Genomic DNA, 19826 nt, shown 5'->3' with positions numbered 1-19826 from the left:
CAGTCGCGGCGACTCGTCAACTCCGGGCCCGAGGAACCCTCTGGGCCATTCGGGGCACACCCCGCAACTGCACCGTTCACCGCACTGTTGATCATCATGCGGCTCCGCAACGGAGTCCGCTCTCCGAAAGGGAACGAACATGAAGAAGCTGTGGGCGACCGCGGTTATCGCCGCCTCCCTCGCCGGCGTCTCGGCTGCCGCCGCGCCCCAGGCGCTTGCCATCGGCAATGACGACGGCGTCACCACCGAGAACGGGACCGGTGCCGTGCAGTCGTACGGCAACCAGGCGACGGCCGGTGACCAGAGCCCCCAGCTCGGGCTCGTGCAGGGCTCGCTGAACAAGCCGTGTGTCGGTCTGCCGGCCAAGGCGAACGTGGGTTCGGTCGTCGGCCTCGTGCCGGTCACCGCCGTCCAGGACGTCCCGGTCCTGTCGTCCCCGCAGAACCAGCAGTGCACCGAGAACTCCACCCAGGCCAAGGGCGACGACGCGCTCTCGCACATCCTGGACAACATCCCGGTCATGTCGGGCAACGGCGCCACCAGCAGCTGATCGCCGCACCAGGAGAGCGGGTCGCCGAGCAGATCGGCGGCCCGCTTCGGCGTGTCAGTCGCGGTACAGCGCCTCGATCTCGGCCGCGTACGCCGCCGTCACCGCATGCCGCTTCACCTTCAGGGAGGGTGTGAGCAGGCCGTTGTCCTCGGTGAACTCGCCTGCCACCAGGGCGAACGCGCGGATCGACTCGGCCCGGGAGACCGCTTCGTTGGCGTAGTCCACGGCCTTCTGGACATCGGCGCGCATCCGGGGATCGCGGACGACGTCGGACAGCGGGGTGTCCGCGGGCAGTTTGCGGACGGCGATCCAGTGGGCGACGGAATCGGGGTCGAGCGTGATCAGGGCCGCGACGAACCGGCGGTTGTCGCCGACGACGAGGCACTGGCCGACCGGCGGGCGGCTGCGTAGCCGGTCCTCCAGGACGGCCGGGGAGACGTTCTTGCCGCCGGAGGTGACGAGGATGTCCTTCTTGCGCCCGGTGATGGTGAGGTAGCCGTCCTCGTCCAGCGCGCCGAGGTCGCCTGTGGCGAACCAGTCGTCCCGCAGTACCGCGTCCGTCGCCTCCGGGTTGTTCCAGTAGGCGCCGAAGACGACGCCGCCCTTGATGAGGACCTCGCCGTCGTCGGCGATCCGGACGGCCGTGCCCGGGACCGGGAGGCCGACCGTGCCGGGGCGGGGCTTCAAGGGCGGGACGATGGTGGCGGCGGCGGTGGTCTCGGTGAGTCCGTAGCCCTCGTAGACGATGATTCCGGCGGCGTAGAAGAAGAGGTTGAGGTTGCGGTCGAGCGGGGAGCCACCGCTGATGGCGTAACGGGCGCGGCCGCCGAGTTCCTTGCGGATACGGCGGTAGACCAGCAGGTCGTACAGCGCCCAGGCGGCGTACAGGCCGGGCCCGGGCCCCTTTCCCACGCCGAGGAACTTGTTCAGGTACGCCTCTCCGAAACGGACGCCGATGCGATCGGCGCGGTCGAAGGAGGCACCGCGGCCGATCTTCTCGGCGGTGGCGCGGCCCGTGTCGTGGATCTTCTCGAAGAGGTACGGGACGCCCACCAGGAAGGTGGGGCGGAACTCCTTGAGCGCCGGACGGAGTTCGTCGGGCTTGATGCTCGGGCAGTGGCCGATCTCGATGCGGGCCATCAGGCAGGCGATCTGGAGGCAGCGGCCCAGGATGTGAGCGAGCGGGAGGAAGAGGAGGGTCGAGGCGATCTGGCCGGTGACCTCCTTGAAGAGGGGGTGGAGCAGTTCGACCGTGTTGGCGGCCTCGGCGTACAGATTGCCGTGGGTGAGGACGCAGCCCTTGGGTTTGCCCGTGGTTCCGGAGGTGTAGCAGACCGTCGCCACCGTGTCGGGGGTGAGGGCGGCCCGGCGTTTGGTGACCTCCTCGTCCGGGATGTCCCGGCCCAGGGAGGCGAGTTCACCGATCACGGCCCGCGCCGCGGCAGCGGCTGATGTCGGCGTCAGCTGCCAGACGCGCGGGGGTTCGGGGTGCCGGGCCGTGCCGGTGGCCACGGTGTCCGCGTTCTCGGCGGTCTCGACGATCACGAAGCGCGTACCCGAGTCCCTTACGATCCACTCCACTTGCTCGGCGGACGAGGTCGCGTAGATGGGAACGGTCTGGCCGCCGGCCGCCCAGATCGCAAAGTCGAGGACCGTCCATTCGTAGCGCGTACGGGACATCACCGCGACCCGGCCGCCCGGTTCGAGTCCCGCCGCGATCAACCCCTTGGCGGTGGCGGTGACTTCGCGGGCGAAGGCGGCCGCGGTCACCGGGTGCCAGACGCCGTGTTCCCTGCGGCGCAGGACGACCGTGTCGGGTGCCTCGGCCGCATTGGTGAAGGGCAGGTCGGCGGTGCTGCCGGTGGTGGGGCACGGTGCCAGCCGGGCGGTGCGGGCCTCACGCACCACTCCGGCCGCATCCCTGACCAGCTCCACCTTGCTGCGACCGGCCAGGTCGGTGCGCCGCTTGGCCCGTTTCAGATCCTTGCGTACGCCCATGGCGGCTCCCGGTCGCAGGGTTCTTACTCGGGGGTCAACTTACTCGGACGTAAGGGAAATTCAATGGGTCGCACGGAGCGGATACGACCGCACGGCATCCCCCCGTTCGGCCCACCCCCTGCGTCAAGCCGGGGTCGCGGTGAGCCGATGAGCCGATCATGACGTCCACGTACTCTCCCTCCCGACGGCGCCGCGAGGTCCCGCCGCCTTCCTCATCCCCTGAGCCGCTGCCGGGCAGGAACACCTCCCCGCGGGCATGGCCGCGCACCGCGGTGTGGGTGGTGCCTGCGCTGCTGGTGGCGTTCGCCGGGTTCCAGCGACGCTGGATGGCCGACGACGCCTATATCTACGTACGGACCGTGCGGCAGATCCTGGCGGGGAACGGGCCCGTGTTCAATGCGGGCGAGCGGGTCGAGTCGTCCACCGGGACGCTCTGGCAGTGGCTGCTCGTGGCCGCGGGGCTGCCGGGGGCGGACCTCGCGACGGCCGCGGTGTACGGGGGGCTGCTGCTGACGGCGGTCGGATTCGCGCTCGCCGGGATCGGGGCGCTGCGTCTGTACGGCGATCGGGCGGGCCTTCCGCTCGGCTCCCTCGTCCTGCTCGCACTGCCGCCCGTGTGGGACTTCGCCACCTCGGGGCTCGAGACGGGGCTCGCCACTTGCTGGATCGCGGGGGCATGGCTCGCTCTCAGCACACGCTCCGCGTCACTCATGACCTCGCTGCTGCTCGGCCTCGGCCCCCTCGTACGGCCCGACCTGGGGCTGGTGTCCGCCGTCTTCCTGGCCGCGCAGTGGCTCCTGGTACGGCCCACCCGGAGGGGCACGCTCGCGGGTGTCGCGAGTGCGGCGGCGTTCCCGGGCGCGTACGAGATCTTCCGTGCGGGCTACTACGGGCATCTCGTGCCGCTGCCCGCCGTCACCAAGGAGGCGGGGCAGAGTCTGTGGGGACGCGGCTTCGGATATCTCGGGGACTTCTCGGGGCCCTATCTGCTGTGGGTGCCCGCGCTGTTCGTGGCCGCCGCGCTGCTGTTCTCGCGCAGGCGCTGGGCCTGGCGGGTCACGGCACCCCACGGCGGGGTCCCGCTCGTCCCCGCGCTCGCGCCCGTCGTCGCCGGGTTGTTGTGCTGGTTGTACGTCATCAGGGTCGGGGGCGACTTCATGCACGGCCGGATGCTGCTGCCGGGCCTGCTGCTGATGCTGCTGCCCGTCTTCGTCGTGCCCGTGACGCGGGCGGGAGCACTCGCGGCAGTCGGGGTCGGCGTGTGGGCCGTGGTGTGCGCCGGGTGGCTGCGGATTCCGTACGGCGGACAGGTGGGCCCGGCGGGGATCTCGGACGAACGGGGCGTGTACGCCCTTCGTAACGCCGACGCCCACCCCATCCACCACACCTTCGCCGGCGCGCCCTGGCATGTCGCCCACGCGCGTGAGGTGCGGGAGGCCGAGCGCTCCGGCGCGCCCACGCTGCTGTGGGGCGACCATCTCCGGATGGCTGCCGACTCGCCGTCGGTGACCGCCAGTTATGCGGTCCTCGGCTGGAACGGGGCCGTCGTGCCGCTGAACGGTGCCGCGCTCGATTCGATCGGGCTCGCCGATCCACTCGCCGCCCACTCCGAGCGGGTCGGCGGCGGCCGAGCGGGCCACGACAAGCATCTGCCCGCCACCTGGCTCGCCGCCGACCGAGGTGATCCGGCCGTTCTGCCCCCGGGGCTCGACCCGGCGCGCGTCACCGCGGCCCGCCGCGCCCTGCGCTGCGGCGCCCTCGCCGAACTCCGGTCCGCGACGCGGGACCCGCTCACGCCGGGTCGCTTTCTGCGCAATGTCGCCGGGTCCTGGGAGCGCACCTCGTTCCGCTTCCCGGACGATCCGGTGGAGGCGGAACGGGAGTTGTGCGGCGAGAGGTGACGCGCGGCGCCCTGATGTGATGCGCCCCTGACGAGTGCGGGGCGCCCAGGGCCTGTCTTTCGGATCAGGCCGCCTTCGAGATGCGGCCTCCCGTAAACACCGGTGAGCGCGCCCCTAGGGGGTTTCTGATGGGTCTCCGTGGAAGAAGGAGCGGCGTTCGGTGCGTGCTCTCGGCGTGCCGGGCGGAAGTCCTCGATGGGGGTCCCCCCGCGCGAGCGAAGCCGAGCGTGGGGGAGGAGCTACTAGGGCTTTTGTCCGGTGCGGCGAGAGTGCGTGCCGGGCGTCGCGACGCCGCGGAGATCCATCAGAAGCCCCCTAGTCCCTGAGCCGGTTCGCCTGTCGGATCGCGTCGGCGAGTCGGCGGAGCTCCTTGTCCTCCGTGGCGGTCGCCAACTTGTCCGCGTGGTCGGCGAGTTCGGACAGGGACGGACGGGCCGGGAGGTCGGTCCAGCGGTCGTCGCCCTGGCGGAGGGCGTCGGCGAAGTACGCGGCGGTCGCCGCGACTTGGAGACCGTGGGACGAGGTCCACAGGTCGTCGTCGAGTGAGCCGGTCTCCAGCTGGCCGGACTCCTCGTGCGGGGCGCGGGTGTCGGGGTCGAGCCAGCGGACGCTCGCGGTGGCGAGGTGGCCGGAGGCTCCGGGCCTCGTGCGAACCACGTACAGGGCGGTCACCGTGTGGCCGGGGCCCACCTCGCCGCCGTCCACCCGGTCGTTGCGGAAGTCCTCGTCGGCGACCTTGCGGTTGTCGTAGCCGATCAGCCGGAACCTCTCGACCGTCTGCGGGTCGAAGGCGACCTGCGCCTTGGCGTCGCGGGCCGTGAGATCGATGTTCTGCGGGAGCTGGTCGCAGAAGACCGTGCGGGCCTCGTCCTTGTTCGAGACGTAGGTGGTGTGGCCGTCGCCCTTGTCGGCGAGGCGCTCCATCAGAGCGTCGCCGTAGTCGCTGCCCACGCCGACGCCGAAGAGGGTGATGCCGTGCTCGCGGCGGGCGCCGGAGATCCGCTCCAGGATGCTGTCCGCGTCCGTGTCGCCGGTGTTGGCCAGCGCGTCGGAGATCAGCACGACCCGGTTGGTGGCGCCCTCGCGCAGACCCTCGACCGCCGTGTCGTACCCGATGTCCACACCCGCGCCGAGGTTGGTCGACTCCTGCGGCTCCAGGCCATCGATCGCGTCGTGCACGCGGCCGCGGTGGTCGCCGAGGCGGGTCATCGGCAGGACGGTCTCGGCGTCGTCGCTGAAGGTGACCAGGGCGACCGAGTCGTCGTCGCGCAGCCGGTCGGTCATCACGTCGAGGGAGTCCTTGGCCAGGTCGAGACGGCCCGGTTCCTCCATCGAGCCGGAGACGTCGATGACGAACGTGAGGGCGGCGGGCGGGCGTTCGTGGTCGTCCTCGGCCGCACGGGTGGCGAGGCCCACCCGGACCAGCGACCAGCGGTCGTCGTCCGTGCGGGCGCCGTCGACGGTGACCGAGAAGCCGTTGCCGTCGGGGCGCTCGTAGTCCTGGCGGAAGCTGTTGACGAACTCCTCGGGGCGGATGGTGGAGGGGTCGGGAATCCGGCCGTTCGCGAGGGTGCGGCGGGCGTAGCCGTACGAGGCGGTGTCGACGTCGAGGGCGAAGGTGGAGAGGTAGTCGGGGGACGGCGCGATCTCACGGTCGGGGGCGCCGGTCTGCTCGCCCTCCTGCTCTCCCTGGGCCGTGCCCGATGTCGGCTGGGCGGGGGCGGGCAGGGGGAGGTTGCGCCCACCGGATTTGTCGGCGCCGTCCGAGGAGTTGCCGCTGCCGCTCGCGCTGCACCCCGTCAGCAGCACGGCGCCCGCCGCCGTCAGCGCGAGCAGGGTGCCGCGCAGTCGACGGCTTCCTGCGGCCCGCGTCCGTATGTGGTCCATCGCCATCTGTGCCCCCTCGGTGAGCGGCCTGTATGTGGGCCGACGTCTGTGACTGTGACGTCCGAGGGGGCCTGGATGTGCGTTCCGGAGCGTTGCGGATGGATCTCGAAGCGGCCACGGCGGGCGGCCGTCGAGACCGGTAGGTGATCCTCCGGAGACCTAGGACACGATGTCCTTGCGCCGGAAACCGCGGAAGGCCAGGGCGAACAGCACGAGCGCGTACGTTATCGAAATCGCCGTGCCCTGGATCATGCCGCTCCACTCCGGGTTCGGCTGAACGGCGTCGGCCCAGGCGAACTGCCAGTGCGCGGGCAGGAAGTCGCGCCAGTCGCCGAGGGCGGTGACCGCGTCCAGTACGTTCCCGACGATCGTCAGGCCGACCGCGCCGCCAACCGCGCCCAGTGGGGCGTCCGTCTTGGTCGACAGCCAGAACGCGAGCCCCGCGGTGACCAGTTGGGACACGAAGATGTACGCGATCACCACAAGGAGCCGCTGGGTCGCGGTGCCCGCGGCGAGCGCACCGCCGGTGGGGATCTCCAGCGGCCCCCAGCCGTAGGCCGCGGTGCCCGCGGCGAGCGCGACGACCGGCAGCAGCACCATCGCGGCGAGGCTGAGGCCGAGAGCGACGGTGAGCTTGGACCAGAGCAGGCGGGCGCGGGGCACGGGAGCCGCCAGCAGATACCGCAGTGACGACCAGCTCGCCTCGGAGGCGATGGTGTCCCCGCAGAACAGCGCGACCGGGATCACCAGCAGGAAGCCCGCCGACACGAACAGGTTCACCGCGGCGAAGTTCGCGCCCGACGCGGTGGCCGTGTCCATCAGCGTGACCTGGCCGTTGCGCGAGCCGGGGTCGCCGCCGACGGCGAAGGCGACGACGAGGACGAAGGGCAGCGCCGCCAGGATCGCGCCCATGACGAGGGTGCGGCGCCGCTTCAACTGCCGGATCAGCTCCACGCGCAGCGGAAGCGTGCGCCGCGCCCGGTACCCGTCGGCCGTCTCGGTGCGCTCCACGAGCGTGCTCATGCTGAGCCTCCGATCAGGGTGAGGAACGCGTCTTCCAGACGGCGGTGGGGGCCCACCGATGCCACGGGTACTTCGAGCCGTACGAGTTCCACGACCAGGCGCTCCGCGCTTCCGCCGGGATCGAGGCGGACCAGCAGCCCGCCCTCGGCGGCAGCGGCCGAGGCCACGCCCGGCAGCGCGCCGACCTTCTCGACGACCGGCTCGTCCACGGGGGAACCGGTGCCGACCAGGAGGGTGTCGCCGGAGCCGACGATCTCGCTCACCGGGCCCGCCTGGATCAGCCGGCCACGGTCCATGACCACCAGATGGGTGCAGGACTGCTCGACCTCGGCCAGGAGATGGCTGGAGACGATGACCGTGCGACCCGCTGCGGCGTACCGGATCATGACCTCGCGCATCTCGCGGATCTGTGGCGGGTCGAGGCCGTTGGTCGGTTCGTCGAGGATGAGGAGGTCCGGGAGGCCGAGCATCGCCTGCGCGATGGCGAGGCGTTGGCGCATGCCCTGGGAGTAGGTGCGGACCGCGCGGGCCAGCGCGTCGCCGAGGCCCGCGATCTCCAGCGCCTCCTCCAGGTGCGCGTCCTCCGGGGGACGACCTGTCGCCTGCCAGTACAGCTCCAGGTTCTCGCGGCCCGAGAGATGCGGGAGGAAGCCCGCGCCCTCGACGAACGCCCCGACCCGGGAGAGCACCGGCGCGCCCGGCCGGATCTGGTGCCCGAAGACCCGGATCTCGCCGCCGTCGGGCTTGATCAGGCCCATCAGCATGCGCAGGGTGGTGGTCTTGCCCGCGCCGTTCGGCCCGAGCAGGCCGAGGACCTGGCCCTTCTCCACGCGGAACGACAGGTCCCGTACTGCGTACCGGTCCGCGGACTTCGCGTAGCGCTTGCTCAAGTCGGTGATCTGGAGCGGGACTTCCGCCAGCTCGGGATCGGGTGCCCCGGGCGTCGTACGTCGGCGGCCCGTCAGCAGCAGTGCCAGCGCGACCATCGCTCCGGCCGGCGGCAGCCACCACACCCAGGCGGGCAGCGGCGCGGCGGCGGTCGTCACGCCGGGTGCCGTCGGGACCTGGAGGTCGCTCTTCAGGGACACGCTGTACGTCGCCGGGGCCGCCGGTGAGGCATAGCCGAGGTCGGTCGAGGCGAGGACCAGCTTCAGCCGGTGCCCCTTCTGCACCTCGTGGTCGATGGCGGGCAGGGTGACCGTGACGTCCTTGCCGGACTGGGCGCCCGTCACCCGCAGCGGCGTGACCAGCTGCGAGGGCAGCACCTGCTGGGCGCCGCCCGGCCCGACGTCGTACACCTTCGCGAACAGGACCGCGTCGTCGCTGCTCGATGTGACGTGCACCGTCACCGTCGGCGACCCGGTGATCCGCAGATCGCCGCCGAACGCCGCGGAGTCGAACTGCGCGTACTGGCCCGGGAAGTCGAGGGAGACCCCGACGCCCAGGGACGAGAGCTGCGCGAGGCCGCCCGAGCCGCCGAGGCCGGGGAGGGCCGAGATGGCGGGCGGATTCGCTCCCGCCGGGTTCTCGAAGCGCTGCTCCCGGCCGCTGAGCGCGATGACGTGCTGCCCGCTCTCCAGTCCGGGATAGGTGTCCCCGCTCGCGCCCCTGAGCAGGGCCGCGCCGTCGGTGGAGTCGATGCCTCCGGTGCGGGTGACGCGGAAGGCGGGGCCCGTGTCGGCGCTCGTGTCGTCCTTCAGATAGCGGTCGAACCAGGAGTCGACGCGGGACTCGACACGACTCGTCTCCATGTCGCCGCCGTCATGCCCGCCGGAGATCCAGTCGACGTCCACGGGCGCGCCGTTCGCACGGATCGCCTTGGCCATCGCGTCGGCCTGGCCGAGCGGGAAGAGGGAGTCGGACTGGCCCTGCACGATGAGCGTGGGCACCTTGATCCGGTCGCCGACCGCGGAGGGGCTGCGCTCCTCCAGCATCTTCGTGGCCGCCGCGTCCGGCTTTCCGGACTCCGCCACCCGGTTGTACATCGCGCACAGCTGGGCCTGGAACTGGTCACAGCCGCCGCCGGAGTTGATGAAGATGCCGGCCCAGAGCTTCTTGAAGACCCCGTTCGGAAAGAGGGCGTCCGACAGGTTCCAGTACGTGATCGCCGGGGCGATCGCGTCGACCCGCCGGTCGTAGGCGGCGGCCAGCAGGGAGACCGCCCCGCCGTACGAGGCTCCGGTGACGCCCACGCGCGGGTCGCCGCTCTTGTCGAGCTGGACCTCCGGACGCCCGGCCAGCCAGTCGATGAGCTTCGAGACGTCGGTGACCTCGGCCTTGGGGTCGTTCAGCCCGATCTTGCCGGTGGACTTCCCGAAGCCGCGCGCCGACCAGGTGAGCACCGCGTACCCGTCACGGGCGAGCTTCTCCGCCTCGTCCCGCACGTCCTCCTTGCTGCCGCCGAAGCCGTGCCCCAGGAGGATGGCCGGGCGACGGTCCGAGGACGAGCCCGCGGTGAAGTACGACGTGTCGATGCGCACCCCGCCGCCCATCGCCATGACGCGCTCGGCGCGGTGCACGGGCGCCGTGTCGTCCGAGGCGACAGCCGTCCATGTGCCCGCGCCGGCGAGCACGACGACGACGGCGGCCGCGGCCGCGATCCACCGCCGGGGCCCGCGCAGTCGGGGCAGTCGAAGATCCATGTCCTCAACGGTACGGGTGACCGCCGACAACCGATGCAGCCGCCGGGCTGAACCCCCGCCCCTCCCAGGGGAGTACGGCCCCGGTCCCGCATACCGCGTCCGTGGTACGAACGGTCCATGGAAATGCGCCGCGCCGGCACTGTCGACGAACTGACCGCCGCCGAGTACCTCTTCGACCACCCCGTGCGCCCCGCATGGGCCCAGCGCTTCCTGGACACCCCGGGCCACCACCTCTTCCTCGCGTACGAGGACGGCAGTCCCGTCGGCTTCATCAGCGGGGTCGAGACGGTCCACCCCGACAAGGGCACCGAGATGTTCCTGTACGAGCTGGCGGTCGCCGAGCCGTTCCGGCGGCGCGGTACCGGGCGTGCGCTGATCCGGGAACTCGCCGCCCTCGCCCGCGAACGCGGCTGCTACGGCATGTGGGTCGGTGTCGACACCGGAAACGACGTCGCCCTTGCCACCTACCGCAGCGCGGGTGGCAAGGACGACGGGTCGTGCACGGTGGTGACGTGGGACTTCGAGTAGACCCTCAGGCCTGCGCGTCCTCCGGGATCGACACCAGCCAGCGGGTCTCGCGGCGCGGCCGCAGGTAGAAGGCCCAGTACAGGGTGGCGACGGCCGTGATGCCGCCGGTCCAGAGCAGATAGCTCGTCTCCTGCTGGCTCAGGATGTACGCGAGGACCGCGATCAGCAGGACCGGCATCGCGGGCCACAGCGGCATGCGCCAGGCGGACGTGTGGGCGTGCTTGCCGCGGCGAGCGAGCAGCGCGGCGACCGCGACCAGCAGGTACATGCCGGTCACCGACACGCCGGTCACGCCGTACAGGGTGTCCAGGTTGACGAAGCACAGGGCCGCGCCGGGGACGCCCACGAGGAGGGTGGCGACCCAGGGGGAGCCGAAGCGGCCGAGCCGCGACAGGCCCTTGTTGACCGGCTCGGGCCACGCCTTGTCGCGGGCCGAGGCGAACAGCACCCGGGAGTTCTGGATGACCATGACGATGCCGGCGTTGATGATCGCGAGGGCCACGCAGAGGCTGACGAAGGTGCCGACGGCGGAGTTCGACCAGGCCGTGACCATGCTGCTGATGTCGCCGCCGGTCAGGGTCGACAGGTCGGAGGCGCCCATGGTGATCGCGACGACCGGGACCAGGATGATGACCGTGGAGATGGCCAGGGTGGCGAGAACGGTGCGGGCGACGTTGCGGCGCGGGTTCTCCAGTTCCTCGGAGAGGTAGACCGCGGTCGAGAAGCCCTGGGTGACGAAGAGGGCGATCGCGAGCCCGGAGACGACCAGCATGGCCGTCACGGTGTCCGTGTGGCCGCCGGAGTCCGCCACCTGCATGGAGACCAGGCTTCCGGCGCCGCGCTGGCTGTGCGCGAAGCCCAGGACCGCCACGACGGCCGCCGCGATGACTTCGAGGACCAGGAAGACGCCGGTGATCCAGGCGTTGGCCCGCAGGTCGAGCAGGCCCGCGAGGGTGGCCAGGATCATCACGCCGGCGCCCGCCATCGACGGGTTCAGGTGCACGATCGGCGCAAGGTAGTCCGCCGTGCCCATCGCGATCACCGGTGGCACGATCATGACGACCAGGAGGGAGAGCACGAAGACCAGCCAGCCCGCGAGGCGTCCGGCCATCGTGGAGACCATGGCGTACTCGCCGCCCGCGCTGGGGATGAGGGTGCCCAGCTCCGAGTAGCAGAACGCCACGGCGATACAGAGCAGCGAACCGATCGCGATGGTGAGCGCGGTCGCCGTGCCGAGGGACGAGAACAGGTCGGGCACGACCACGAACAGGGTGGAGGCGGGCGTCACGCAGGAGAGCGTCAGCAGGGTGCCGCCGACGATGCCGATGGAGCGCTTGAGTTTTTGGGGGCTGCCGGACGCCGGGGGGGCGCCGTCCAGGTCGGCGGTCTCGACAGGGCGGAGCGTGTCGGTCATGAAGCGGTTCCGATCGACTCGTGCGTCAGATGTTCGGGCGGGAGCGATATCGCCTCCGGCGGCTCGCGTCGTACGTCTCTTCGTCCGCTCCCGGCGTTGATGGAACCTTGACGGAAACCGTTGCGTCAATGGCTGTTTACCTACGGAATCCGCACTAGCGGAGCGACGCACGTCACATCACTTTCCCAGGCGCCGACACCTACATATGGCAATCACCAAGACTCAGCAGATTGTGACCTTGCTTTCAAAGGCCATATTGGCTGATCGCCTGCGGCACCCGTTTCATCACCTCATGACGAGAACCGCAGTCGAGGTGCCAAAATCCGCCAGGATTGGTCCGCACTCCGGACGCCTACCGAACAGTAGGGTCCCGCCGCACGGAAGAGGCACGGCCAGGGGTCGGGAACCCGAGCGGCTCGGCCCGCGCCGAAACACGACGGTGCCCCGCACCTCGGACGAGGGGCGGGGCACCGGAGGCGAGCTCAGTGGTTGCGCGGAAAGCCCAGGTCGACGCCGGTCGGGGCCTCGGACGGGTCCGGCCAGCGGGTGGTGACGACCTTGCCGCGGGTGTAGAAGTGCGTGCCGTCGTTGCCGTAGATGTGGTGGTCGCCGAAGAGGGAGTCCTTCCAGCCGCCGAAGGAGTGGTAGCCCACGGGGACCGGAATCGGGACGTTCACACCGACCATGCCGGCCTCGATCTCCAGCTGGAAGCGGCGGGCGGCGCCGCCGTCCCGGGTGAAGATCGCGGTGCCGTTGCCGAAGGGGGACGCGTTGATCAGCGCCACGCCCTCCTCGTAGGTGTCGACGCGCAGCACGCACAGCACCGGGCCGAAGATCTCGTCCTTGTACGCGTCCGCCGTCACCGGCACACGGTCGAGGAGCGACAGGCCGATCCAGTGGCCGTCCTCGAAGCCCTCGACGGTGTATCCGGTGCCGTCGAGGACGACCTCGGAGCCCTGGTCCGCGGCGCCCTTCACGTACGACGCCACCTTGTCGCGGTGCACGGCCGTGATCAGCGGGCCCATCTCGGAGGCCGGGTCGTTGCCGGGACCGATCTTGATCTTCTCGGCGCGCTCGCGGATCTTCTCCACCAGCTCGTCGCCGATCGAGCCGACGGCCACGACGGCCGAGATGGCCATGCAGCGCTCGCCCGCCGAGCCGTACGCCGCCGACACCGCCGCGTCGGCCGCCGCGTCCAGGTCCGCGTCCGGGAGGACCAGCATGTGGTTCTTCGCGCCGCCGAGGGCCTGGACGCGCTTGCCGTTCGCGGCGGCCGTGGTGTGGATGTACCGGGCGATCGGCGTCGAGCCCACGAAGGACACCGCCTTCACGTCCGGGTGCTCCAGGAGGCGGTCGACGGCGACCTTGTCACCGTGCACCACGTTGAAGACGCCGTCCGGAAGACCGGCCTCGGCCAGCAGCTCGGCGATCTTCATGGACGCCGACGGGTCCTTCTCCGACGGCTTCAGGACGAAGGTGTTGCCGCAGGCGATGGCGAGCGGGAACATCCACATCGGCACCATGGCCGGGAAGTTGAACGGCGTGATACCGGCGACGACACCGAGCGGCTGCCGGATCGAGGACACGTCGACCCGGGAGGCCACCTCGGTCGACAGCTCGCCCTTCAGCTGCACGGTGATCCCGCACGCCAGGTCGACGATCTCCAGACCGCGCGCCACCTCACCGAGCGCGTCCGAGTGCACCTTGCCGTGCTCGGCGGTGATCAGCTCGGCGATCTCGTCGCGGTGGGCGTCGAGCAGCGCGCGGAACTTGAAGAGGATCGTGGTCCGCTTGGCCAGCGAGGACTGGCCCCAGGTCGCGTACGCGTCCTTCGCGGCGGCGACCGCGGCGTCGACCTCGTCGACGGTCGCGAAGGCGACCTGCGTGGTCACGGCACCGGTCGCCGGGTCGGTGACCGGCCCGTACGTACCCGACGCACCTTCGACAGTCTTGCCACCGATCCAGTGGTTGACGGTCTTCGTCATGGCCAAAAACTCCTTCACAGATGGCGGCGTCGGGCGGCGACGTGCCGGTCGTACTCCTCGCGCGCCTTGACCGCCGACGATCGGGTCGCGGTCTCGGCCACAGGTACATCCCACCAGGCTTGGGCCGGAGGCGCGCCCGACACTGTGTCTGCCGTTTGGGTCTCCACGTAGACACATGTGGGAGTGTCCGCGGCCCGGGCTTCGGAGAGCGCGGCCCGCAGGTCGCGGACGGTCTTCGCGCGTAGGACCCGCATGCCGAGGCTGGCCGCGTTGGCGGCGAGATCGACGGGCAGCGGCGCCCCGGTGTGCGTACCGTCCTCGGCGCGGTAGCGGTACGCGGTGCCGAACCGCTCGCCCCCCACGGACTCGGAGAGGCCGCCGATGGAGGCGTACCCGTGGTTCTGCAGTATCAGGACCTTGATCGCGACGCCCTCCTGGACGGCGGTGACGATCTCCGTCGGCATCATCAGATAGGTGCCGTCGCCGACCAGCGCCCAGACGGGACGGTCGGGGGCCGCTATCCGTACGCCGATCGCGGCCGGGATCTCGTAGCCCATGCAGGAGTAGCCGTACTCGACGTGGTACTGGTCCCGCGACCGCGACCGCCACAGTTTGTGCAGGTCGCCGGGGAGTGAACCGGCCGCGTTGATCAGGATGTCGTCCTCGGTGACCAGCTCGTCGAGGAGGCCGAGGACCTGCGGCTGGGTCGGCCGGATGTCGACGTCCTCGGCCTCGTACGCCGCGTCGACCCGGTACTCCCAGCGCTCCTTGTCGTCCGTGTACTCGGTGACGTACGCGGGCTCGGCGCGGTGCTTGTGCAGCAGCAGCGCCTCGGTGAGCTCTTCGAGTCCCACGCGCGCGTCCGCGATCAGCGTCTGCCCGGAGAGCTTGTGGCCGTCGTAGGGCGCGATGTTGAGGTTCAGGAAGCGGACACCCGAGGTGGTGAAGAGGGTGCCGGAGGCGGTGGTGAAGTCGGTGTAGCGGGTGCCGACGCCGATCACCAGGTCGGCGGTGCGGGCGAGCTCGTCGGCGGTCGCGGTGCCGGTGTGCCCGATGCCGCCGACGTCCTGCGGGTGGTCCCAGCGCAGGGAACCCTTGCCGGCCTGGGTGGAGGCGACGGGGATGCGGGTGGTGGCGGCGAGTTCGGCGAGCGCCTCCTCGGCGCGGCTGTGGTGCACACCGCCGCCCGCCACGATCAGGGGGCGGCGGGCGTCGCGGATCGCCCGTACGGCGGCGGCCAGTTCGCCCTGGTCCGGCGCCGGACGGCGCACGGTCCAGGTCCGCTCGGCGAAGAACTCCTCCGGCCAGTCGTACGCCTCCGCCTGCACGTCCTGCGGCAGCGCGAGCGTGACCGCGCCGGTCTCGACGGGGTCGGTGAGCACCCGCATGGCCTGCAGCGCGGCCGGGATCAGGGCTTCCGGCCGGGTGATCCGGTCGAAGTACTTCGACACCGGGCGCAGACAGTCGTTGACCGACACATCGCCCGCGTACGGGACTTCGAGCTGCTGGAGCACCGGGTCGGCGGGGCGGGTCGCGAAGACGTCGCCGGGCAGGAGCAGGACCGGGAGGTGGTTGATCGTCGCGAGGGCGGCGCCGGTGACGAGGTTGGTCGCGCCCGGGCCGATGGAGGTGGTCACGGCGTGCGTCGACAGCCGGTTGCTCTGTCGTGCGTACCCGACCGCCGCATGAACCATGGACTGCTCGTTACGGCCCTGGTGGTACGGCATCTCGTCGGCGTACTCGACGAGCGCCTGTCCGAGCCCTGCGACATTGCCATGGCCGAAGATGCCCCAGGTGGCACCGATCAGCCGCCGGCGCTCGTCGTCCCGTTCCGTGTACTGGGCGGCCAGGAACCGCACCAGCGCCTGTGCGACCGTCAGCCTCGTCGTTGAGGTCATCGGTATCCCTCTGTGCTTGCTGTGTTGTCTACGTGTTCCGGGTGGAAGCAGATCCGCCACTCCCGCTCCTCGCCCGGTCCGGCCATCACGTTCAGGTAGTACATCGTGTGACCGGGCTGGGCGATGGACGGGCCGTGCCATCCGTCGGGGACGAGGACGGCATCGCCGGTGCGGACCTCGGCGAGGACGTCGGATCCGCCCTCGTGCGAAGGGAATACGCGCTGATAGCCGAATCCGTTCGAGCCGTCGATCTCGAAGTAGTAGATCTCTTCGAGCTCCGATTCGATACCGGGCCGGTGCTCGTCGTGCTTGTGCGGCGGGTACGAGGACCAGTTGCCGCCGGGCGTGATGACCTCGACGGCGATGAGTTTGTCGCAGTCGAAGGCGTCGGCGGAGGCGAAATTGCGCACCTTGCGGGCGCAGTTGCCGCTGCCGCGATCTTCGACGGGAACCTCCGGCGCGGGGCCGTAGCGGGCGGGGAGTCGGCGCTCGCACTTCGCTCCTGCCAGGGCGAAGCGGCCTCCCGCGCCGGAGGCGATCTGGGCCCGGGCGTCACGGGGCACGTACGCGAAGTCGGAGACTCCGGCGAACACGCTCTCTCTGCCCAGGAGTTGGAACTCTTCGTCGTCCTCCACCTGTACGGCGCAGCCGCCGTTGAGGGGAAGGACGATCCACTCGCTGTCACCGGTGGTGAACGTGTGCGTACCGCCGGGTCCCAGCTCCACGATCCGCAGGCTGCTGTGGGTCCAGCCGGCGCGTTTGGGGTCGATGTCGAGCGCGTAGTTCGCGTCGGCGGTGGTGCCCTTGGGGACGTACAGCTCGTTGCTCATGCGGCCCTCACAGGAGTCCTACGGCGGTGTCCACGGCCGCGGCCACATCGCCGTCCGCCGGGTAGAGCAGCGAACGTCCGACCACCAGGCCCTGGACGGTGGGAAGGTGCAGCGCGCCGCGCCACTTCTCGTACGCGCCCTCCTGGTCCTCTCCGACGTCACCGCCGAGGAGGACGGCGGGCAGCGTGGAGGTCTCCATGACACGGGCCATGTCGTCGGGGTTCTCGGTGACGGGGACCTTCAGCCAGGTGTACGCCGAACTGCCGCCCAGGCCGCCGGCGATGGCGATGGACTTGGTGACGGCCTCGGCGCTCAGGTCGTTGCGCAGCGTCCCGTCGTCACGGCGGCGGCACAGGAACGGCTCGACGAAGACCGGGAGTCGGCGCTCCGCCATCTCGTCGATGATCCGGGCGGTGGCTTCCAGGGTGCGCAGCGAGCCCGGGTCGTCGTAGTCGATGCGCAGCAACAGCTTGCCCGCGTCGAAGCCGAGCCGCTCGATGTCCCGCGGGCGGTACCCGGTGAACCGGTCGTCCAGCTCGAAGGAGGCGCCCGCGAGTCCGCCGCGGTTCATCGACCCGATGACCACCTTGCCGTCGAGGGCGCCGAGCAGCAGCAGGTCGTCGAGGATGTCGGCGGTGGCGAGCACACCGTCGACCCCGGGACGGGACAGGGCGAGGCAGAGCCGATCGAGGAGGTCGGCACGGCCGGCCATGGCGAACTTGCGGTCGCCGACGGCCAGGGCGCCGCGGGCCGGGTGGTCCGCGGCAACGATCATCAGCCGGCCGGAATCGTCGACGAGGGGGCGGCGGGGACGGCGGGCGGCGGCCTCGGCGATCGCCTCGGGGTGATGGGTGCGCGTGCGGACGAGGTCGGCGACGTCGACTTTCCGGTGCGGGGATCGGAGTCGCTCGTACGCGACGGGGGCACCCGTGGGCGCGTCTCCCCCTTCTTCGTGCCGCGCTCCCCCGACATGTCCCGCCCTCATAGCACCGCTCCAGCCCTGAGCGCGTCCTCGACCTCGTCGGGTGTCGGCATCGCGGAGGAGCACTCCAGACGGGACGCGACGATGGCGCCGGCGGCGTTCGCGTGCCGCATGACGCGCTCCAGATCCCAGTCGGCGAGCAGGCCGTGGCACAGGGAACCGCCGAAGGCGTCGCCGGCCCCGAGGCCGTTGAGGACCGTCACCGGGAGGGGCGGGACCTCGGCGGAGGTGCCGTCGCGGTGGACGGCGAGGACGCCCTTGGGGCCCTGCTTGACGACGGCGAGCTCCACGCCGGCCTCCAGCAGGGCGCGGGCGGCCGCGAGCGGTTCACGCTCGCCCGTGGCGATCTCCACCTCGTCCACGTTGCCGACGGCCACGGTGGTGTGGCGCAGGGCCTCGGCATAGAAAGGCCGGGCGGAGGCCGTGTCCTTCCAGAACATGGGCCGCCAGTCGAGGTCGAAGACCGTCGTGCCGGACTTGGCGCGGTGGGCCAGTGCCGCGAGGGTCGCCGTGCGGCTGGGCTCCTCGCTCAGACCCGTGCCCGTCACCCAGAACAGGCGGGTGTCGCGGACGGCGTCCAGGTCGAGGTCGTGCGCGTCGATCTCCAGGTCGGGGGCCTTGGGCCGACGGTAGAAGTAGAGCGGGAAGTCGTCCGGCGGGAAGATCTCGCAGAAGGTGACGGGGGTCGGCAGGCCGGGGACAGGAGTGACCCAGCGGTCGTCGACGCCGAAGTCGCGCAGTGCCTCGTGGAGGTAGGTGCCGAAGGGGTCCTCACCCGTCCGAGTGATCACCGCCGTGCGCCGTCCGAGCCGGGCGGCGGCCACCGCGACGTTCGTCGCCGAGCCGCCGAGGAACTTCCCGAAGGACGTCACCTGGGCCAGCGGGACCCCCGTCTGCAACGGGTAGAGGTCCACGCCGATCCGCCCCATGGTGATCAGGTCGTACGCCATCGACTTCCCTTCGCTTCGGCTGCCCCCAGGTGTATTCCCGCGCGGGGAGCCCTGTCAATGTTTTGTCCGGACATCCGGACCAGGCCTTGACACCTCTCCGGGGTCGCCGGAAGCTGACGCCCATGACCTCGTCGTCACCGCAGTCATCGCCTCAGTCGTCACCGTCGCCGCGGCCGTCGCCTTCGTCCTCACTGTCCCGCATCCGGATCGGTTCGGCTCCCGACTCCTGGGGCGTCTGGTTCCCCGACGACCGCCGGCAAGTCCCCTGGCAGCGCTTCCTCGACGAGGTCTCCGCATCCGGGTACGAGTGGATCGAGCTCGGCCCGTACGGCTATCTGCCCACCGATCCGGCCGTCCTCAAGGAGGAGACCGCGCGGCGCGGGCTCACCGTCTCGGCCGGCACGGTCTTCACCGGTCTGCACCGTGGTCCCGCGGTGTGGGAATCCACCTGGGCGCACGTCTCGGACATCGCCGCGCTCACCCAGGCGATGGGTGCCGAGCACCTCGTCGTCATCCCGGCCTTCTGGCGGGACGACAAGACCGGTGAGGTGCTGGAGGACAGCACGCTGACGCCGACGCAGTGGCGCAATCTCACCGCCCAGACCGAGCGGCTCGCCCACGAGGTGCGCGAGCGCTACGGGCTGCGGGTCGTCGTCCATCCGCACGCGGACACACACATCGACAGCGAGGAGAACGTCACGCGTTTCCTCGACGCGACCGATTCCTCGCTCGTGTCGCTGTGCCTCGACACGGGCCACTACGCGTACTGCGGCGGCGACAGCGTCAAGCTCATCGAGACATACGGCGAGCGCATCGGCTACCTCCACCTCAAGCAGGTGGATCCGCTGATCCTGGCCGAGGTCCGTGCGGGCGAGGTGCCGTTCGGGCCCGCCGTGGCCCGTGGCGTGATGTGCGAACCGCCGTCCGGTGTACCGGCGCTGGAGCCCGTCCTCGCCGCCGCGCAGCAGCTCGGCGTCGATCTCTTCGCGATCGTCGAGCAGGACATGTACCCGTGCCCGCCGGACAAGCCGCTGCCGATCGCGCAGCGGACTCGGGCGTTCTTGAGGTCCTGCGGGGCATAGCGCTTCACCCGCGGGACCCCCGTCGCCCGACTGCCGGACGTAGCGCTTCGCCCGCGGACCCGGGGGGATGCGGACAGCCGGTGGGCCGGGCCTGGCGATACGGGTATCCCCTGCTCGAACGTAGTGGAGAGCCTGGGCAAAGGTCCGGCCCATCTT

General features: G+C 70.9%; 14 protein-coding genes. 4 read left to right on the top strand and 10 right to left on the bottom strand.

Annotated features, from left to right (window positions below; genetic code table 11):
• Positions 1-139: 139 nt before the first annotated feature.
• Positions 140-550, top strand: a complete 411-nt coding sequence (locus tag IEY95_RS06775) for a rodlin (protein ID WP_189184958.1) — start codon at positions 140-142, stop codon at positions 548-550.
• Positions 551-604: 54 nt separating this feature from the next.
• Here IEY95_RS06775 and IEY95_RS06770 read toward each other — a convergent pair whose 3' ends face one another.
• On the bottom strand, positions 605-2548 hold the full coding sequence (locus IEY95_RS06770; protein WP_189184957.1) for an AMP-dependent synthetase/ligase: 1944 nt from the start codon (positions 2546-2548) through the stop codon (positions 605-607).
• 158 nt (positions 2549-2706) lie between these two features.
• On the opposite strand from IEY95_RS06770, the gene IEY95_RS06765 reads away from it, so the two are divergent.
• Entirely contained in the window at positions 2707-4449 is a 1743-nt protein-coding gene (locus tag IEY95_RS06765; protein WP_189184956.1) for an arabinofuranosyltransferase AftB family protein, read from the top strand.
• 315 nt (positions 4450-4764) lie between these two features.
• On the opposite strand, the gene IEY95_RS06760 is transcribed toward IEY95_RS06765, so the two are convergent.
• From IEY95_RS06760 to IEY95_RS06750, 3 genes are all read right to left on the bottom strand, one after another.
• Positions 4765-6336 (bottom strand): vWA domain-containing protein, encoded by a 1572-nt coding sequence (locus tag IEY95_RS06760; protein WP_189185413.1) that lies wholly within the window; start codon positions 6334-6336, stop codon positions 4765-4767.
• 159 nt (positions 6337-6495) lie between these two features.
• A complete protein-coding gene (locus tag IEY95_RS06755) occupies positions 6496-7359 on the bottom strand; it encodes an ABC transporter permease (RefSeq protein ID WP_189184955.1) in 864 nt (287 codons plus the stop codon).
• Positions 7356-10001 carry an alpha/beta fold hydrolase gene (locus IEY95_RS06750; protein ID WP_189184954.1) on the bottom strand — a complete coding sequence of 882 codons (2646 nt, stop codon included), beginning with the start codon at positions 9999-10001 and terminating at the stop codon, positions 7356-7358. The genes IEY95_RS06755 and IEY95_RS06750 overlap by 4 nt, the downstream gene beginning before the upstream one ends.
• Positions 10002-10118: 117 nt before the next feature.
• Here IEY95_RS06750 and IEY95_RS06745 point away from each other — a divergent pair, with 117 nt between their 5' ends.
• Positions 10119-10529 carry a GNAT family N-acetyltransferase gene (locus IEY95_RS06745; protein WP_189184953.1) on the top strand — a complete coding sequence of 137 codons (411 nt, stop codon included), beginning with the start codon at positions 10119-10121 and terminating at the stop codon, positions 10527-10529.
• Between the two features lie 4 nt (positions 10530-10533).
• On the opposite strand, the gene IEY95_RS06740 is transcribed toward IEY95_RS06745, so the two are convergent.
• The 6 genes from IEY95_RS06740 to iolC all read right to left on the bottom strand — a co-directional run bounded on the left by IEY95_RS06740 (position 10534) and on the right by iolC (position 18588).
• The gene (locus IEY95_RS06740; RefSeq protein ID WP_189184952.1) at positions 10534-11943 is read right to left on the bottom strand and encodes an APC family permease; all 1410 of its coding nucleotides are present in this window, start codon (positions 11941-11943) and stop codon (positions 10534-10536) included.
• Positions 11944-12425: 482 nt separating this feature from the next.
• Positions 12426-13928 (bottom strand): CoA-acylating methylmalonate-semialdehyde dehydrogenase, encoded by a 1503-nt coding sequence (mmsA, locus tag IEY95_RS06735; RefSeq protein ID WP_189184951.1) that lies wholly within the window; start codon positions 13926-13928, stop codon positions 12426-12428.
• A 14-nt stretch (positions 13929-13942) separates the two neighbouring features.
• Entirely contained in the window at positions 13943-15826 is a 1884-nt protein-coding gene (gene iolD / locus IEY95_RS06730; protein ID WP_189184950.1) for a 3D-(3,5/4)-trihydroxycyclohexane-1,2-dione acylhydrolase (decyclizing), read from the bottom strand.
• Entirely contained in the window at positions 15823-16656 is an 834-nt protein-coding gene (gene iolB / locus IEY95_RS06725; protein ID WP_189184949.1) for a 5-deoxy-glucuronate isomerase, read from the bottom strand. The genes iolD and iolB overlap by 4 nt, the downstream gene beginning before the upstream one ends.
• A gap of 7 nt (positions 16657-16663) precedes the next feature.
• Positions 16664-17641 (bottom strand): Cgl0159 family (beta/alpha)8-fold protein, encoded by a 978-nt coding sequence (locus tag IEY95_RS06720; protein ID WP_189184948.1) that lies wholly within the window; start codon positions 17639-17641, stop codon positions 16664-16666.
• Positions 17638-18588: a 5-dehydro-2-deoxygluconokinase gene (gene iolC, locus IEY95_RS06715; RefSeq protein WP_189184947.1), complete on the bottom strand. Its 951-nt coding sequence runs from the start codon at positions 18586-18588 to the stop codon at positions 17638-17640. Before iolC ends, IEY95_RS06720 begins: the two co-directional genes overlap by 4 nt.
• A 122-nt stretch (positions 18589-18710) precedes the next feature.
• Between iolC and IEY95_RS06710 the strand changes: the two genes are divergently transcribed.
• Positions 18711-19670, top strand: a complete 960-nt coding sequence (locus IEY95_RS06710) for a sugar phosphate isomerase/epimerase family protein (RefSeq protein WP_189184946.1) — start codon at positions 18711-18713, stop codon at positions 19668-19670.
• Positions 19671-19826 lie beyond the last annotated feature (156 nt).

Origin of the sequence: Streptomyces albiflavescens, from assembly GCF_014645835.1 — a bacterium.
In the GTDB taxonomy this organism is placed as follows: Bacteria; Actinomycetota; Actinomycetes; order Streptomycetales; family Streptomycetaceae; genus Streptomyces; species Streptomyces albiflavescens.
Note: the sequence above shows the minus strand (reverse complement) of the source record. Positions and strands in the feature narration are given on the sequence as shown.

What these genes read in the sequence shown, in the direction of transcription:
- IEY95_RS06765 (WP_189184956.1), top strand. Translation starts at nt 2,707, where the DNA reads ATGACGTCCACGTACTCTCCCTCCCGACGGCGCCGCGAGGTCCCGCCG.
- iolB (WP_189184949.1), bottom strand. Translation starts at nt 16,656, where the DNA reads ATGAGCAACGAGCTGTACGTCCCCAAGGGCACCACCGCCGACGCGAAC.
- IEY95_RS06745 (WP_189184953.1), top strand. Translation starts at nt 10,119, where the DNA reads ATGGAAATGCGCCGCGCCGGCACTGTCGACGAACTGACCGCCGCCGAG.
- IEY95_RS06710 (WP_189184946.1), top strand. Translation starts at nt 18,711, where the DNA reads ATGACCTCGTCGTCACCGCAGTCATCGCCTCAGTCGTCACCGTCGCCG.
- IEY95_RS06775 (WP_189184958.1), top strand. Translation starts at nt 140, where the DNA reads ATGAAGAAGCTGTGGGCGACCGCGGTTATCGCCGCCTCCCTCGCCGGC.
- IEY95_RS06740 (WP_189184952.1), bottom strand. Translation starts at nt 11,943, where the DNA reads ATGACCGACACGCTCCGCCCTGTCGAGACCGCCGACCTGGACGGCGCC.
- IEY95_RS06755 (WP_189184955.1), bottom strand. Translation starts at nt 7,359, where the DNA reads ATGAGCACGCTCGTGGAGCGCACCGAGACGGCCGACGGGTACCGGGCG.
- IEY95_RS06750 (WP_189184954.1), bottom strand. Translation starts at nt 10,001, where the DNA reads ATGGATCTTCGACTGCCCCGACTGCGCGGGCCCCGGCGGTGGATCGCG.
- IEY95_RS06760 (WP_189185413.1), bottom strand. Translation starts at nt 6,336, where the DNA reads ATGGACCACATACGGACGCGGGCCGCAGGAAGCCGTCGACTGCGCGGC.
- IEY95_RS06720 (WP_189184948.1), bottom strand. Translation starts at nt 17,641, where the DNA reads ATGAGGGCGGGACATGTCGGGGGAGCGCGGCACGAAGAAGGGGGAGAC.
- iolC (WP_189184947.1), bottom strand. Translation starts at nt 18,588, where the DNA reads ATGGCGTACGACCTGATCACCATGGGGCGGATCGGCGTGGACCTCTAC.
- iolD (WP_189184950.1), bottom strand. Translation starts at nt 15,826, where the DNA reads ATGACCTCAACGACGAGGCTGACGGTCGCACAGGCGCTGGTGCGGTTC.
- mmsA (WP_189184951.1), bottom strand. Translation starts at nt 13,928, where the DNA reads ATGACGAAGACCGTCAACCACTGGATCGGTGGCAAGACTGTCGAAGGT.
- IEY95_RS06770 (WP_189184957.1), bottom strand. Translation starts at nt 2,548, where the DNA reads ATGGGCGTACGCAAGGATCTGAAACGGGCCAAGCGGCGCACCGACCTG.